The 15,871-nt window shown below is 41.6% G+C and carries 13 protein-coding genes; 8 read left to right on the top strand and 5 right to left on the bottom strand.

Going from position 1 to position 15,871, the window contains the following annotated elements:
- Positions 1-382: 382 nt before the first annotated feature.
- Together H6G86_RS17370 and H6G86_RS17375 are read right to left on the bottom strand one after the other, a co-directional pair.
- A complete protein-coding gene (locus tag H6G86_RS17370) occupies positions 383-1,258 on the bottom strand; it encodes a hypothetical protein (RefSeq protein WP_242064849.1) in 876 nt (291 codons plus the stop codon).
- A gap of 115 nt (positions 1,259-1,373) precedes the next feature.
- Positions 1,374-1,643, bottom strand: a complete 270-nt coding sequence (locus H6G86_RS17375; protein ID WP_190935365.1) for a hypothetical protein — start codon at positions 1,641-1,643, stop codon at positions 1,374-1,376.
- Positions 1,644-1,793: 150 nt separating this feature from the next.
- Here H6G86_RS17375 and H6G86_RS17380 point away from each other — a divergent pair, with 150 nt between their 5' ends.
- From H6G86_RS17380 to H6G86_RS17400, 5 genes are all read left to right on the top strand, one after another.
- Positions 1,794-2,477 (top strand): response regulator transcription factor, encoded by a 684-nt coding sequence (locus H6G86_RS17380; RefSeq protein ID WP_190935366.1) that lies wholly within the window; start codon positions 1,794-1,796, stop codon positions 2,475-2,477.
- A gap of 131 nt (positions 2,478-2,608) precedes the next feature.
- Positions 2,609-4,135, top strand: a complete 1,527-nt coding sequence (locus H6G86_RS17385; protein ID WP_199338319.1) for an ATP-binding protein — start codon at positions 2,609-2,611, stop codon at positions 4,133-4,135.
- A 231-nt stretch (positions 4,136-4,366) separates the two neighbouring features.
- A complete protein-coding gene (locus H6G86_RS17390; protein ID WP_190935368.1) occupies positions 4,367-4,837 on the top strand; it encodes an N-glycosidase in 471 nt (156 codons plus the stop codon).
- Between the two features lie 957 nt (positions 4,838-5,794).
- Positions 5,795-8,566 carry a GAF domain-containing sensor histidine kinase gene (locus tag H6G86_RS17395; protein WP_190935369.1) on the top strand — a complete coding sequence of 924 codons (2,772 nt, stop codon included), beginning with the start codon at positions 5,795-5,797 and terminating at the stop codon, positions 8,564-8,566.
- 592 nt (positions 8,567-9,158) lie between these two features.
- Positions 9,159-9,929, top strand: coding sequence for a hypothetical protein (locus H6G86_RS17400; protein ID WP_114083143.1), 771 nt, complete (start codon positions 9,159-9,161; stop codon positions 9,927-9,929).
- A gap of 18 nt (positions 9,930-9,947) precedes the next feature.
- Here the strand turns inward: H6G86_RS17400 and H6G86_RS17405 are convergent, their stop codons facing one another.
- Entirely contained in the window at positions 9,948-10,802 is an 855-nt protein-coding gene (locus tag H6G86_RS17405; protein ID WP_190935370.1) for a phosphate/phosphite/phosphonate ABC transporter substrate-binding protein, read from the bottom strand.
- A 182-nt stretch (positions 10,803-10,984) separates the two neighbouring features.
- On the opposite strand from H6G86_RS17405, the gene H6G86_RS17410 reads away from it, so the two are divergent.
- Positions 10,985-11,899 (top strand): Tll0287-like domain-containing protein, encoded by a 915-nt coding sequence (locus H6G86_RS17410; RefSeq protein ID WP_190935371.1) that lies wholly within the window; start codon positions 10,985-10,987, stop codon positions 11,897-11,899.
- Between the two features lie 123 nt (positions 11,900-12,022).
- Here H6G86_RS17410 and H6G86_RS17415 read toward each other — a convergent pair whose 3' ends face one another.
- Positions 12,023-13,402, bottom strand: coding sequence for a serine/threonine-protein kinase (locus tag H6G86_RS17415; RefSeq protein ID WP_190935372.1), 1,380 nt, complete (start codon positions 13,400-13,402; stop codon positions 12,023-12,025).
- Between the two features lie 162 nt (positions 13,403-13,564).
- Positions 13,565-13,885 carry a DUF4278 domain-containing protein gene (locus tag H6G86_RS17420; RefSeq protein ID WP_190935373.1) on the bottom strand — a complete coding sequence of 107 codons (321 nt, stop codon included), beginning with the start codon at positions 13,883-13,885 and terminating at the stop codon, positions 13,565-13,567.
- Positions 13,886-14,297: 412 nt separating this feature from the next.
- Here H6G86_RS17420 and H6G86_RS17425 point away from each other — a divergent pair, with 412 nt between their 5' ends.
- Both H6G86_RS17425 and mltA read left to right on the top strand, forming a co-directional pair.
- Positions 14,298-14,552, top strand: coding sequence for a hypothetical protein (locus H6G86_RS17425; RefSeq protein ID WP_012411579.1), 255 nt, complete (start codon positions 14,298-14,300; stop codon positions 14,550-14,552).
- Between the two features lie 3 nt (positions 14,553-14,555).
- Entirely contained in the window at positions 14,556-15,815 is a 1,260-nt protein-coding gene (gene mltA / locus H6G86_RS17430; protein WP_190935469.1) for a murein transglycosylase A, read from the top strand.
- The last annotated feature ends 56 nt before the right edge of the window (positions 15,816-15,871 follow it).

A 15,871-nucleotide genomic window follows, 5' to 3' on the forward strand; every position in this document is an offset into this window, starting at 1 on the left:
GGGAAGGGGCAAAGGGAAAGAAAAAACCTTTAACCCTTCCCCTTTAACCTTTTCCCAAAACCTGATTCTGAATTAAAAATGCACAAAGCGAGAAGTATTGGGTTAGGTTTTTGGTGGACTTTTCCACATGACCTGAATTGTCAGGTATGGGGCAATACGCTTGGGTTAAGGCTAGTGGCAAAAATTTTGGGTTTTCGAGACGCGATAAATCGCTGTCTCTACAAGTGTTTGGGTCTTATCTGAAATGTATTGGGGTATAGGGGAGAGGTAACAGGTGATAAGGAATAATTTGTACTCTGTAGCCTATACCCTATCGCTAAAGCTTAATATCACAGTTATGGAGCAGACTGGTAATAACTACAGCAAGCTTTCGGTGAATAAATTACTGATTTCCAGGAGGTGCTGACCGATCGCCACTTGGAGGATTGGCAGGAACACCCAACGCATCCTTTAACTGTTGTTCACTAACTCCTAACTTGGTTGCAGCAGCCTTAAAATCAGGTCGAGGTGGGCGTTGATTGCGATCGCCACTTGGAGGATTTGCAGGAACACCCAACGCATCCTTTAACTGTTGTTCACTAACTCCTAACTTGGTTGCAGCAGCCTTAAAATCAGGTCGAGGTGGGCGCTGATTGCGATCGCCACTTGGAGGATTTGCAGGAACACCCAACGCATCCTTTAACTGTTGCTCGCTAACTCCTAACTTGGTTGCAGCCGCTTTAAAATCAGGTCGAGGTGGGCGTTGATTGCGATCGCCACTTGGAGGATTTGCAGGAACACCCAACGCATCTTTTAACTGTTGTTCACTAACTCCTAACTTGGTTGCAGCTGCCTTAAAATCAGGACGGGGTGGGCGCTGATTGCGATCGCCACTTGGAGGATTGGCAGGAACACTCAACGCATCTTTTAACTGTTGTTCACTAACTCCTAACTTGGTTGCAGCTGCCTTAAAATCAGTACGGGGTGGGCGCTGATTGCGTAGGCGTAGCCCGTCGTAGACATCGCCACTTGGAGGATTGGCAGGAACACTCAACGCATCTTTTAACTGTTGTTCACTAACTCCTAACTTGGTTGCAGCTGCCTTAAAATCAGTACGGGGTGGGCGTTGTTCTCCTTCTGGTGGTTGATTGGGTGGTTGTTGCGCCTGTGCAATTTGAGAGAATTTATTAGCGGCATTTGCCTGATTGAGTGAAATAAAACCAAATGTGCCAACCAGAACGGGAATCGCTGTTACAACTAGTATTCTACGAATATTCATGATCATTTTTCCAAAGATAGCTCGTTTACATTTCTGATTTAACTGAACCAAAATTACAGTTTGCCCTGCTTGTAAATTACAATTTTGTAATTTTCAGGAAGAAAGGGTGCTGCAATTAACGGTTATTGTGTTCTACACGATTTTGAACCGCACCCTGATAATGATTTTGGCGATGTTGGGGAGGACGGTTTGTCTGATTTTGAAGGGGTTTAGAATGTCTAATCTGTGGTTTTTTATCAGATATTTGTGGTGTTTGAGGCTGTTGGGAAATCTGGGCATTTCGATTTGATGGATTAGCGGCATAAGCCTGATTCTGTAGGCTAAAACCGAATGTACCAATCAAAAAAGGAATCGCTGCTACGGTTAAGATTCGACGAATATTCATATAAATCAACTTGCAAAAGGTAAGGTGTTCATATTTCTGATTAAGCCACCTCAAAATTACAGTTCACGTGCTTTCTAAATTACAGTTTTGTAATTTAAGTAGAAAGGTAATGAATCTAGAATGGAACAATATATAAACTAATAAATACTTGTGAACGTTCTATTTGTCGAAGATGAAGCGAAAATTGCTAACTTCGTCCGGGCTGGACTGAAGGAGCAGGGATTTGTTGTAGACTACTGCGACAACGGTGATGAAGGATATCTGCGGGCATTAGAAAATGAATATGATGTTCTTATCCTTGACATTATGGTGCCGGGAAAGGATGGACTATCAATCTTAAAACTCTTGCGGGGGCAAGGTCGGAATGCGCCGATAATTTTGTTAACAGCTCGGAATGAACTAGATGATCGCTTAGCAGGGCTAAATTTAGGAGCCGATGACTATATCGCTAAACCGTTTTTTGTAGAAGAGTTAGCGGCTCGAATTCATGCTGTTGTTCGCCGGAGTGTGAGCAATCGCCAAAATATCCTTAGTGTTGGGCCTATCAAACTCGATCGCATCACCAGGGAAGTTACTTGCGATCGCCAAGCGATAGAACTGACCAGCCGCGAGTTCAATCTTCTGGAGTATCTCATGCGCTCTCCCGGACGAGTTTTCACCCGTACCCAAATTTTGGAGCATGTTTGGGGCTACGATTTTAACCCTAACACCAACGTCGTAGATGTTTGTATCCAGCGAATTCGTAAAAAAATTGACCCCATTGATGAAGCAGTCTGGATTGAAAGCATTCGAGGGGTTGGATATCGGTTTCGCAAACCAGAGTCTAGCTCTTAAACAATTCGTAATTCGTATTATGTTTCATGAGGGGGATTTAAACTCTCAGTCCGCAGAGAAATAATTCCGATACAAACGGATTTGATATCAACATTCAATTACGAATTACGAATTACAAATTATGAATTATGATGAAGCTCCCTTCATTTCGCCTCCGAATTGCCCTATTGTCTGCGGCTCTAGCAGGAACCACATTAGTAGGTTTTGGTGCAGTCTCCTGGTTTCAGATTTACAATGCTAAAATCAGCCGTCTTGATGCAGAACTGTTAAATCACTTGATGCGGGCAACTCCGAATTTGCCACCACGGGGAGAACCCCCTGAAAATCAGGGCAAAGAAAGCCGACCCTCACGATGGCAATTTTACGAAGACTCATTAGCTGATGCCTTCGGAACCAATACAAAAACCCCCATTGCCCTACTGGTGCTTGATGCAAACGGCAACAGACTTTATCAATCTAACTCTCTACCTGCCGACGTTGAGGTGAATCGCCTGCTGCTTAAGCGTCTTCAGTTGATACCTTTACCATCACCTCCGCAGAGAGAACCACCGCCACCCTCAAATAGAAATGTTGGGCCGCCACCCTTTCTTCGTCCGCGTCCACCTAAATTTGTCACTGAACAGACAACAAAAGCAGCTTGGCGAATTGGAGCAACTAAATTTCCCAATGCTCAGGTTGGCATTGCTGTGAATCTGCAAGCCGTCGATCAAGAAATGGCTACCATTCGGAATATTTTCTTGGTTTCAATTCCGGGGTCGCTATTGCTAGTTGCCATTGGTGCATGGTTAGTTTCTGGTGGTGCTTTACGTCCTATCCATCAATTAACAGGTGTTATTCAACAAGTAACTGTTAAAGGACTAGATCAACGAATTCCCATTGGAACAACTGATGTTGAATTTGTCGAGTTGATTCAGGTATTTAACTTGATGTTGGAGCGCTTGGAACGCAGTTTTACCCAAGCTTCCCGTTTTAGTGGTGATGCGGCTCATGAACTGAAAACCCCACTGACAATTTTGCAAGGCGAACTAGAACGAACGCTGCAACAGGTTGAGCCTGGGAGTGAAGTACAACAGCGCTTAAGTAACCTATTAGATGAGGTGCGCCGCCTGAGTGGAATTATGCGGAAACTCTTGCTGCTATCTCTGGCAGATGCGGGAAAAATGAGCTTGTATTTGGTTGAGGTGGATATGTCTGAGTTGCTGATGGAGATGCTAGAAGATGTGGAAATGCTGGCTCCCCACTTGACTGTGCAAACAGACTTTACTGATGGACTACGCTTACAGGGCGATCGCGATCTTCTAATTCAAGTTTTGCAAAACCTGTTCAGTAATGCTATAAAATACAATCTCGCCAACGGCTGGATAAAGATTCGCACTCATCAAACTCAAACAACTCTCCACGTTATCATTGCCAATGCATCCAAAGATATTCCAGCGAGTGATAGTCTACGCATTTTTGACCGCTTCTATCGCGGCGATCCGGCTCGAACCCGCAAAATAGAAGGCATCGGACTAGGACTCAGCCTAGCCCGTGAAATTGCCAGGGCACATCATGGCGACCTCATTCTTGACTCAACAGCTTTTGGTCAAACAACTTTCACCCTCACCTTACCGATGAAGGAGGTAGGAGGAGAGCGACGCGAAAAAGTAAGATCATAGTGAAAAGAGCAGAGGTAGCAGGGAAAGTAAAGAGAAAATATTAGTATTTTTTACGACTTTCATAGCCTTGAATATACTTATTTATTTCCCTCCCCCTGCTCCCTGCTCCCTGCCCCCTGCCCCCCCACCTCCCCATCTTTGATGAAGTGACAGAATTTAGATAAGTTCGGTTTTGAGTTGCAATTCTCACAAATCAAATAGGATTGCTATATATGAAAGAGTAATTTTCAAATGACCATTTACTTTTATAAGGTTTGGCAGCCTTATGGCTGTTTTTCTAACTTTTCTCCCCACGGAATCCACATCCAGAACACTTACTGGGCAACTGTTGAGCATTATTATCAAGCACAAAAGTTTGTTGGCAGCAAAGATGCGGCGATTATACCCGTCATCCATGCCGCCGCCACCCCAGAAGAAGCTGCCGCCTTGGGAAGATGTAGCACTCGCCAACTCCGTCGAGACTGGGATTTGGTCAAAACGCAAATTATGCGAGAAGCTGTACTCAAAAAGTTTCTCACTCATGCTGATATTAGAGAAGTTCTGCTGAAGACAGGCGATGAGCTTTTGGTTGAAAACTCCCCAACCGATTCTTTTTGGGGCTGTGGTGCTAATAAAGCAGGTCAAAACCATCTCGGTAAAACTCTCATGAGTGTGCGTGAAGAAATTCGTAACTTACTATCTTTAACAAGAATTTACGAATAATTTAATCAAAATATAGGAACCCGGTTTGATTCCTGTTCGCGCAGCGTGGCGTAGCCATATTTACTTGTGTGGGCAGGGAATAGGAAAGAAGGGATAGATTCGTACTGAGTCTTGTTCAAAAATCAAATAGGAGTTCTATAGTTACATTTAATATAAAATCAGTGATTAGATGGGGAATATTAAAATTCTCCAGTCAAAATTATTTGAAAAATTGCCAATAATTAAATCAAGTTCAGTTAAAGCTTAAATCTCCCTAAAGCTACTTAATAAAGAGCAAGTTCAAGACCATTTGATTTATTATTGACATTTTATATTAGCAATATTAATATTCAAACCATTGTTTTACATGGCTTACAATGCTTGAATTTTCTTGCTAAATTGGCAAAATAGTCATTGTTTTTGTGAAAAAAGCTTATTGCTATTGAGAATATATAATGTAGTTTAAGGCTTTGGGGCTTTTAGAAGCGATCGCCCTTGTAAATATTAAGAAATATCTAACTAATACATAGCTTTTCAAAGGGAGCCACTGTGGTCTTTGGTGAGCTTCCGGGGCAAAAATGGTAAAGAAAATAAGGTAATGATGAAGATATTATTTAAGTAAAAATACTGAAATATTTTAATGATTAAGAATATAAAATCAATAAGTGTCAATAGTTTAATTTTTATTTACTTTAAAATTGAAAGGATGTTTGAAAAGTCACTAATGATACACCAAATAGTTTGATATCCCCCTAAATCAACTTTCTTAGGACTACGGGAATTAAGCAAAATATCTAATACTTTTCAAATACCCCATAATCCATTTCTAAAAAAGTTGCAACAGATGTACGGCCCTCGCAATGCCTTTGTCGCAGAAATTTATTGAAATGGAATAAAAATCAAGGCATTGTAAATTGAAATTTCTCATTAGGGACAATTATAAAAAAAACTATACTTCAGTTATGGTGTACATAAACAATGACATCTACCGATAAACTAAACGGGTTGCAGCAAGGCTTAGACCAAGAAAGCTTACTGCACCGGATGATCAAACAGATTAGGCGATCGCTCGATCTTCAAGAAATATTAACAACTACCGTTACTGAAGTACGGTTATTCTTACGTGCAGATCGAGTCAAGGTATATCGTTTTGATACTAGTGGTAGTGGTGAAGTCATTGCTGAATCTATTGATAACGAGCGTCTGCCATCCTTGTTAGGGTTACGCTTTCCAGTTCATGATATCCCCGAAGAGGCTAGAGAGATGTTTTTGTTGGCGGGGCAACGTTCGATTGTCGATGTAGCAAACCAGAAAATCGGGCTATCACCTCTACAATCAACAGAAACTGGCAAACGCCTACAAACTAATATCTACTATCGGCAAGTAGACCCGTGCCATATTCAATACTTAAAGGCAATGGGTGTGCAATCTTCTTTAGTAGTGCCAATTTTAGATCGCGATCCACAACAACAATCGGCAAAGCCTAAATTGTGGGGATTGTTGGTAGCTCACCAGAGTAAACCGCGAAAGATTTTGAAGCGGGAAATCAAAGTATTGCAGCAAGTTGCCGATCAGGTTGCGATCGCGATCGCTCAAAGTAATCTACTCACCGCAGCGCTTACCCAGCAAAAGCAAGAAGCTACTATTAACCGAGTCACCAGACTATTGCATAAACTACCAACAATCCAGTTGCAAGGAGCGCTTCAAGAAGTTATTACCGCATTCAGTGCAGTAGGTGGCAGGCTTTACATTGAAGAGAGTCGGGAACTATACACCTGGGGCGATCAACCCACACTACCTTACGAATTAGATAGCAGAATTATTGAACAGCATCCTACATGGCAAAACTGGATGACTGAGTTTAAACCAGGTAATATTTGGGCAACCTCTGATATCTATAAAGAACCGCAGTTGCGAGTTTTAGCTTTAGCATTTCGTTCTACTCAAATTCGCGGACTGATGGTGATTCCCCTACATTACCGGGAACAATTTATCGGTGTATTAAGCATTTTTCGCGCTGAATTTGAAACGGAAATCTTGTGGGCGGGACGATGCGAACAAAATCGGCGGCAACTTCTACCCCAGCTTTCCTTTGAGGTTTGGCGAGAGCAAAAAAAGGGGCAAGCGCCTGAGTGGAAACCGGAAGACATGACATTGGCACAAGCCTTGTACGATCAGTTTTCAATGGCAATTCAGCAGCAACAGATATATAAAGAAGTACAAGCCCTGAATACCAACTTGGAACTGCGGGTGCAAGAACAAACTGCTGAACTAGAAAAATCATTACTTCTCACCAAGGTAATCAAGCAAGTCACAGAGCAGATCCGCAGTACATTGGACTTGCAGACAACCCTGCAAACTATTGTCTCCGAAGTCCGCTCACTGCTAAATTCAGACCGGGTAGTAATTTTCCAACTGAACAGTAAATCGGTGATTGTGGAAGAGATTAATGGTAATTGGCAGTCAGTTTTGGGAGTGAATGCACCACTAGAATGCTTTCCTGATGAGCATACGTATTTATACGCTCAGGGTAGGGTACGAGCAATTAACGACGTTTCAACTAATTCTTTAAGTGATTGTCATCGAGAGTTTTTGCAAAGTCTACAAATTCAAGCAAACTTGGTAGTTCCAATTAATATAGGTATAGAATTATGGGGTTTACTAATTGCCCATGAATGTAGCGCTCCCAGAAATTGGCAGGATACTGAAATTGATTTATTGCAACAGCTAGGAGATCAAGCTGCGATCGCCATTCAACAAGCACAACTCTATGAACAAACTTGTAAGGCTGAAACTGAAGCTAGAAATAAAGCACAACAGTTAGGAAAGACTTTACATGAACTCCAAGAAACACAGACAAGATTGATTCAAACCGAAAAAATGTCTGGCTTAGGACAGTTGGTGGCGGGTATCGCTCACGAAATCAACAACCCCGTTAACTTTATCTACGGTAATCTGTGCCACGCCAGTGACTACATCGAACAACTGCTAGAAATTTTACGCCTCTACCAGCTACATTATCCCGATCCTGATACTGAAATTGGCGCTGCGATGGAAGCAGTGGATTTTGAATTTTTGGTAGAAGACCTCCCAAGAATCATTACCTCAATGCAAGTAGGAAGCGATCGCATCCGTTCAATAGTGCTGTCGTTACGCAATTTTTCTCGCTTGGATGAGGCTGAAAACAAGCGTGTTGACTTGCATGAAGGCATTGACAGTACCTTATTGATTTTACAACATCAACTGAAAGGAAATGATGAATTCCCCGGCATTCGGGTAATCAAAGACTATGGCAACATCCCAACGATAGAATGCTATGCCGGCCAAATGAATCAGGTATTCATGAATATTTTCAGCAATGCCATAGATGCTTTAGAAATGGGGAATGGAGAATGGGGAATGGGGAACTGGGAAATGGGGGCTGGGGAGGAGGACAAACAAGATAAGCCATCTTCAGTACCTACTATCCACATTTCCACTAGAATCTCAGCAGATAACTCTCGTCTATTGATTCGTATTAGTGACAATGGGCCGGGAATGACTCCAGAGATAAAAAAGCGAATTTTTGACCCATTTTATACTACCAAACCTGTGGGTAGGGGTACAGGATTAGGATTGGCAATCAGTTATCAGATTATTGCCGAAAAACATGGCGGAATAATGGAGTGCATTTCCGAACCTGGGAAAGGTACAGAGTTCTGGATTGAAATTCCCGTCAAGCCTCCAGCTAAAATCGTTCACTCAAGGTAGAGAAATAGATTTTCTTCCTTATTTTCAGAATGTTTGTTTCAAAACTTAAAATTTGAATTAGTAATTACTTTATTCATCCAAAAGGTTGATGATATTTTTTAAAAATAGGCTAACGAAAAGATTTAGAAGTTATCCCATTACTGCAATATATTGACTTTGATTACAGAATACTTTAAAAGTAAAGTTTCGTTGCAAAAAAACTCCCTTCCATCTATAAGTGATAATCTAATAATTGAAGCTCATAAAGAAGCTTCCCTGGCAGATATAACAGCTGCATTTGGAGTCGTGAGTAAGAGGTAAAAGACGCTGTTTAACTTACATCTGTCTCGTCAAAACACAGCAACACCCAACGCGAAAACTGCTATTTCCTCAAATGTGGAAGATTAGGGGGCGCTGTTACTAGATTTCATAACTTGTTTACACAAGCGATGAAAATTAGTACATCCCTGCATCTGATAAACAATGAGAGAAAATAGTTCAGCGAGTAGATGCTTGGGTGTTGTTGTGTTTAAAGAGAAGTCTAAGATATGGACTCCCCTTGGTGTAAGATTATACTAAGCTAAATAGTGAAAAATAATTTAAATAGCGCCTTATGTCAATTATTGCGCTCAGAGCGTGGTATCTACAGGATTACGAGCCGATTCCAGAACTAGAAAAACGTCCCCCAGACATTCGCTTGAGCAAAAAAAGCCTGCTGAGATCGGCATTGCGAGCAGACTTTTTAGAAGAGAGTGACGAAGTTAAGAAATCAACTTGGTTTGGGCGCTATCTAGAAGGGGAAAATATTGAATTTTATATTGAAGGAAGTGGTGGCTATTGCGTCGCCAACATTGACTTAATTAGTCATGAAATTTATTTTACCAAACAGGCACTGTTGGCTCAGTTAGAACCAACAATTTTTTTATCCTATCAAACTGAGTATGTCGCTGCGACGAATGCTCTCAGAGAAGAACTGCGAAAAAGTTTAGAAAGTTTAAACTTGCGATCGCGCCTTCCTCTAACATTAGTAGAATCCTCTCGCCCCAGTGGTGCTACTCTACGGATTAACCGCACGATCATGCGAAAAATCCGTAAGAGTTTGTTATTTATCGCTGACACCACACCCATCGCTAGTGTTGACGGTAAAGAAACCCCCCAACTAATTCCTAGTCCCAATGTCTGTATTGAGATTGGCTATGCCATCCAAAGTAAGCGATCTGAACAGATTGTACTAGCACAAATGCAACGTCCAGATATTGAAGGACAATTTCCCTTCGACTTACCCACACAGCAAATTTTGCAATTTCAAGACACTACAGAACTAAATAAAATCCTGACAGGAACAATTCAAAACCAGCTAGCACGATTCAAATTGTTTTTTTGAGCAATATTATGATGTCAATCAAAATAATTGGACAGGTTTTTTTTGCAGCTTAGAAGTAATCGAGCTTACCCGATCGACCACAGAAATCATGTATTTGTAATCTGGTACTTGTCCATTGGGTACATACCCCACTTCTTGAGCTAAACCAGAAGGCGCATCACTCATCACTTTGCGGATGAACTCTTGACGGTTACGTTCCACATTTGGGCCAATCAAGACCACGCCTAATGGTACATAGTGAGGGTCTTTAAATAGTATGCGGAATTCCGTAGGGGCAAACTGTGAACCGTAGAGAGCCAATTCCGCTTCTGAGACAGCACAGGCGATCGCTTTTCCTTGAGCCACCAATTCCAGCGCGGCTTTAGGTGTGGGTGCAAATAGGATCTCAGCTAGTGTTGTACCATAAAGATTGTAAAGAGGGAAATAATATCCCGTTGCTGAACCTAATTGACCTAAAGCCACTGTTTTACCTTGCAGTTGCTTCAATTCGGTAATTGGATTGTCTTTGCGAACAACGAAAATTGAGCGCAAATTATTAATACCTACTAAAGGAAATAGGGGAGCATATTGGTGACGTGCGATCGCAATAGCCGCTAAACCTGGTGGAGCAAATACTAATGACCAAGCACGAGCTTCTAGGCGCTCAACCGCTCTATTTTCATTAAAAACTGGCTCTAGCTGAATATATGAGTTTGTTTTTTCACCCAAATAACTATTAAATTTAGCATATTGATTAATTATCTGTTCGCCTCCACCATAGTTGAGAACACCAACAGTTAACGTACCATTAATATCATTTGGTGATTGACAAGCAGCAAATGTCAAACCTAGCAGATTAAACAGAAATAAACGTCGGGGAAGTCGCAAAAACATCACTAATTATTGGTTAAGGAAGTAACTTGGTTTTCAGAACTAATCTAGATAAGTTTGACTGCTGCCTAAATAGGTTATATTGCGGCAAAAAGTTAATATTTATTTAAATATTGTTGAGATGCTTTCTAACAGGTATAAATAAATATTAGACAAACTCAGATACCACCTTCATTGGTTAGGTTATGTTAAACAACATTACATTAAAAAACTTAAAAATTGGTGCTAAATTTAACTTACTTTTAATATTAGTTTTCATAGTCAGTATTGTGGGAAGTGGGATTGCCTTATCCAGTGTACTTCAGGGGAGAGCGCAAAATGAAGTAACTTCTCAAGCGCAGATTCTGATTCAAATGGTAAACGCAGTTAGAGATTATACACAAAATCGGATAGATCCCTTATTAGAACCTAGACTAGATACTAACCCAACGTTCATGCCTGAAGTTGTACCAACTTTTTCTTCTAAAGAGGTGTTTGAGAATTTTCGTAAAAAGCCTGAATATAAAAACTTTTTTCATAAGGATGCAACACTGAATCCTACGAATTTAGTAGATAAAGCTGATAATTTTGAAACTCAACTTGTAGAACGTTTTCGCAACGACTCCAAAACTCAAGAAATTACAGGCTTTCGCAACTTGCCAGAAGGCGAAGTATTTTACATAGCGCGACCACTAAAAATTACCCAACAGAAATGTCTGCGATGTCATTCTACACCAGATCAGGCTCCTAAAAGTCAGTTAGCAACTTATGGCTCGGAAAATGGTTTTGGTTGGCAACTTAATCAAATTGTTTCTGCTCAAATAATCTCTGTTCCATCCCAAGAGATTTTTGCCAATGCCAAACGGACTTGGATATTAATCATGGGGCTTTTAATAACTATCTTTGCGATCGTAGTTTTCTTAATTAACTTCTTAATCAAAAAATATGTGATTCAGCGCATCAGAAGAATTGAAAAAATAGCCCAAAAAGTTAGTGTCGGTGATATGAGTGCTGATTTTGAAGAAAGCTCTAATGATGAGATTGGCGGGTTAGCAGAAGCATTTAATCGGATGAAAGCTAGCTTAAAAATAGCTATGGAAATGTTGAATAACCAAGGCTGATAATTCGTAATGACGCTCTCTACGAGACGCTAAAAGCGTAGCTTGCTTCTCTGTAAGAGTACGCGGACTCGCTACCGCTACGCTAACGTAATTAACGGAGAAATAAAGACGATATTTAAAATATCAAGAAAGTAAGCGTTGCTGAAATTTCAAAGCTTTTTCAGGTTCGGGAATTTGTGATGCTAAAAGTTGCACAAATTCTGCACGAGAAATTTGCCCAGATGACTTAACAGCTTTTTGGACTATAAACTTAGCTATTGGGCCAATCAAATCAGCCAATTCCCGCTCACACTGATGCACAAAGCTATCGCTGATTACTTGAGATTCTTGGCTTGGTAAATTATTAGACTGAATTTCAGATTTAACAGTAAATTCCTGTAGTAGAGTAGGCTTCTCTAGTAGAAACATTGTTTTCTTCTGAAAATCAATTTGTTGATTTTCTCGAAGATGAAGGGCTAATTGATTAATTAATTCTTCGCAGTTGGGTGCTGATGCCGCAACTTGTTGGAGTAATCTTGAGGCAACGGGGCCGACAAATTCCAAAAGAATCTTTTCTAAGCGGCTATAATTTTCCGCAGACAGGATGGAAGCAGGCGGATACCCAATTGAGTTTTGTTGAGAAAGTGAAGCTTGAGATGATTGTCTAAAAGATGGTGATTGAAGTGATTGCGCTGCTACTTTACTATCAAGATGTTTAAGCACCTGTAAAACTTCAGCCGCAGATTGATAGCGCTGTTTAAAGTGATGTAGCACCATCTTAGATAGCACAGATGCCAACTCAGAACTGACATTAGCCTGATGTTGCCAAGAAATTTCACCAGTATCTGGATCTTCCTCAAAGTTGATAGGATGTAACCCCGTCAGCGATTGGATAGCAATAATACCCAGAGAATAAATATCGCTGTTAGAGCGGGGCTTACCTTGCCCCTGTTCTGTAGACATGTATCCTGGGGTGCCAATGATAATAGTAGCCCCCGTGCGCCCTGAAACTGTAAGCAGTTGAGTTTGGACTTGTTTAACTGCACCAAAGTCAATCAGCACTAACTTACCGTCTTTTTGCCGCCTGATTATATTGTCTGGTTTGATATCTCGATGGATAACGTTGTGGCTGTGAATAAATTGCAGAATACCCAACATCTGTTGCAGAAGTTGAATTACTTGATCTTCTGTCCAAAGTTGATTTGGTAAGAGTTCTGCTTTTAGAGTATGCCCCTCAATAAACTCTTGCACCAAAAAGAACTCTTGGTTATCTTCAAAATAGGCTAAAAGCCGAGGAATTTGGTCATGGTTGCCCAGTTCTTCTAGTGTTTCTGCCTCACTGGTAAATAGCCGTCTAGCAGTTTCGAGAAATTCGGGGCTACGAGTGACAGGCTTAAGGTGTTTGACAACGCATTTCGGGAAACCTGGTCGATGGGTATCTTGAGCTATATAGGTTTGACCGAATCCACCTCCACCTAAGACTTGGAGGACTTGGTAACGTCCGTCTAATAATTGTCCTAACATTGTCTCACTTGCCTTAAGTCCTCAAATTCATCTTGGCACAACTACCAGTTTTGGCAAGATGAATTTGAGGTAGATAATGCTGAAATTCAAAGGTTTTTTGAGGATTGTACTACACACAAGTTCATGACTCCCTAGACTCCAGATGAGCTTGTAACCATATTATTATTGAAGTTTTAATTGTTCAGAAATCGGCAGTGCCACAACTTTTGAATTTATTGCTGGTTGAGAGACTACAGTTACATCTCCCTGTGCAGTTTTATTTACAAAGTAGGTAATTCCCCTAAAGCTCAATTTATAAGCTACTGGTGATAGAGCAACTTCTGCCGATTTTGAATTTGGATCAACACAATAATTAACGCCACGGTACATTAAATTATAAGCTGGCCCGAGTTGAGGAACTGGTTGAAAGGGCTGTTCTGTTTTTTTGCTGGCAACTTTGCTTGGGTTGTATTCGTAGCTCAGACCACGATAGTAAAGTTTCATAAATTTCGCCTCCTGAATAACTAACTGTTGTTCAACAATGCCAATGACTTATCAGAAGTTGATTGGAGAGTTATGCAGGAGCTAATGTAAACTTACACTTTTGAAGGAACCGATTAAAGGATTAGTCGTCTAAAGTGAGGAGTCATTGGGGAATTGGGAATTGGGAATTGGGCATAGGGCATAGGGCATTGGGCATTGGGCATTGGGCATTGGTCAATAATCAATACTTGCTTCTTCCCCTGCTCCCCCTGCGTCCCTTGCTCCCCTGCTCCCTTGCTCCCTGCCCCCTGCTCCCCTGCCTCCCCTGCTCCCTTACTTCTTCCCTCATCCCCACCTCCCGTATGCTTACCCTTTTCATTCAGGGGTTACGTGGTTAACAATGGGTTGAATGTTTTTTAAATGGTTCAATCTTATGGCTAGAACTCCAAATGAATATGCCGTATACCTCCTACTGGAAAGCGGCCACCGGGAAGAAGTACGTTTTCCTACTATTCAAGAGTTTCAGAAGTGGTATAGCGGCGAACTTGTGCCAAAATCTGCTTCCAATGACTTTATTAGTGTGCCGATCAAAAATATTCAAGGGGAATATATGGTAGTAAGACCTTCTCGGGTTGTGGCAATCCGGGTAGAACCTATTTTTAGTTCCAGTGTTGAAAGATTCAACTAAATGATGAGAAAAACCCTTGCTTTACTTTCCTTCAGTCTGGGAGTTGTCCTTGTAAACCCTCTTTGGTCGGCTGTTGCTCAGGTTCCTAACTTACTGCCCTTGCCAATACCGACTACTCCCGATCTCTCTCCGGTGCCAATACCAATCACTCCAGAGATAACACCGCCGCTAAAACCGATCGCCATAGAAAGCGATTGTACGCTCCAGCAGAGGTGCTTGGGTTGGGATGATCAAATTTGGGGTCAAAGAGGTAAAACAGGTGATCGCGATGCGTTGTTGGCTTCCATTGATAACAGTCTGATCTACCTAACAAAGGGTGAAGCGATCGCAGCATATCAAAATTATCCAATCAAGGAAATTACTCTCGATCGCGTCCGCCGGAGTTTGTTACGTTTCCGTCAACTGGTTGTCAGTTCTAAGTCACCAGCCCAATTACAATCTGCTGTCCGCCGTGAGTTTGTCTTTTACCAGTCTGTAGGCAACGATGGCAAGGGTACTGTTAAATTCACTGCTTACTACGAACCTGTTTACACCGCTAGTCGTGTCAAAACTGCAATATATAAGTATCCCCTTTATCGGCTACCACCTGATTTCAGCCAATGGCCAAAACCCCACCCCAAACGAATTGATTTGGAAGGGAAGGATGGTTTACAAGGGAATAAGAGCAAATTGCGCGGTTTAGAACTGCTTTGGTTCCGCGATCGCCTCGATGCATACATGGTACATATTCAAGGTTCTGCTCAAATTAAGTTAACTAATGGCAAAACAACATCAATTGGCTATGCAGGTGGAACTGATTACCCCTGGACTAGCATCGGCAAAGAACTAGCCAAAGATGGCAAACTGCCACTAAATGGATTGACAATGCCACGTCTAATTAGTTATTTCCGGCAAAAACCCCAGGAGTTGAACAATTATCTGCCCCGATGGGAACGATTTATTTTCTTCCAAGAAACAGGTGGTAGAGGAGCGACTGGTAGTATTCATGTGCCAGTGACAGCAGAACGTTCCATTGCTACAGATAAGTCTCTCATGCCACCGGGAGCGCTAGCTCTGATTTACAATTCATTTCCCTATCCCGCCAGTCGTGGCAAACTAGAGAGGCGTACTGTCAGCCGCTTTGTGCTTGATCAGGATACAGGAAGCGCCATCAAAGGCCCGGGACGGGTGGATTATTTCATGGGGTCTGGTAAACTAGCAGGCGATCGCGCTGGCATCACAGGCGGTAATGGTTCACTATATTATTTGCTGCTCAAAGAATAAGTATTGGGCAGAAGAGGCAGAGGGGCAGGGAGCAGGGGAGGCAGGGGAGAAAAATT

Origin of the sequence: Nostoc sp. FACHB-133 (assembly GCF_014698055.1) — a bacterium.
In the GTDB taxonomy this organism is placed as follows: domain Bacteria; phylum Cyanobacteriota; class Cyanobacteriia; order Cyanobacteriales; family Nostocaceae; genus Nostoc.

What these genes read in the sequence shown, in the direction of transcription:
- H6G86_RS17370 (WP_242064849.1), bottom strand. Translation starts at nt 1,258, where the DNA reads ATGAATATTCGTAGAATACTAGTTGTAACAGCGATTCCCGTTCTGGTT.
- H6G86_RS17375 (WP_190935365.1), bottom strand. Translation starts at nt 1,643, where the DNA reads ATGAATATTCGTCGAATCTTAACCGTAGCAGCGATTCCTTTTTTGATT.
- H6G86_RS17385 (WP_199338319.1), top strand. Translation starts at nt 2,609, where the DNA reads ATGAAGCTCCCTTCATTTCGCCTCCGAATTGCCCTATTGTCTGCGGCT.
- H6G86_RS17390 (WP_190935368.1), top strand. Translation starts at nt 4,367, where the DNA reads ATGACCATTTACTTTTATAAGGTTTGGCAGCCTTATGGCTGTTTTTCT.
- H6G86_RS17395 (WP_190935369.1), top strand. Translation starts at nt 5,795, where the DNA reads ATGACATCTACCGATAAACTAAACGGGTTGCAGCAAGGCTTAGACCAA.
- H6G86_RS17400 (WP_114083143.1), top strand. Translation starts at nt 9,159, where the DNA reads ATGTCAATTATTGCGCTCAGAGCGTGGTATCTACAGGATTACGAGCCG.
- H6G86_RS17405 (WP_190935370.1), bottom strand. Translation starts at nt 10,802, where the DNA reads ATGTTTTTGCGACTTCCCCGACGTTTATTTCTGTTTAATCTGCTAGGT.
- H6G86_RS17410 (WP_190935371.1), top strand. Translation starts at nt 10,985, where the DNA reads ATGTTAAACAACATTACATTAAAAAACTTAAAAATTGGTGCTAAATTT.
- H6G86_RS17415 (WP_190935372.1), bottom strand. Translation starts at nt 13,402, where the DNA reads ATGTTAGGACAATTATTAGACGGACGTTACCAAGTCCTCCAAGTCTTA.
- H6G86_RS17420 (WP_190935373.1), bottom strand. Translation starts at nt 13,885, where the DNA reads ATGAAACTTTACTATCGTGGTCTGAGCTACGAATACAACCCAAGCAAA.
- H6G86_RS17425 (WP_012411579.1), top strand. Translation starts at nt 14,298, where the DNA reads ATGGCTAGAACTCCAAATGAATATGCCGTATACCTCCTACTGGAAAGC.
- mltA (WP_190935469.1), top strand. Translation starts at nt 14,556, where the DNA reads ATGAGAAAAACCCTTGCTTTACTTTCCTTCAGTCTGGGAGTTGTCCTT.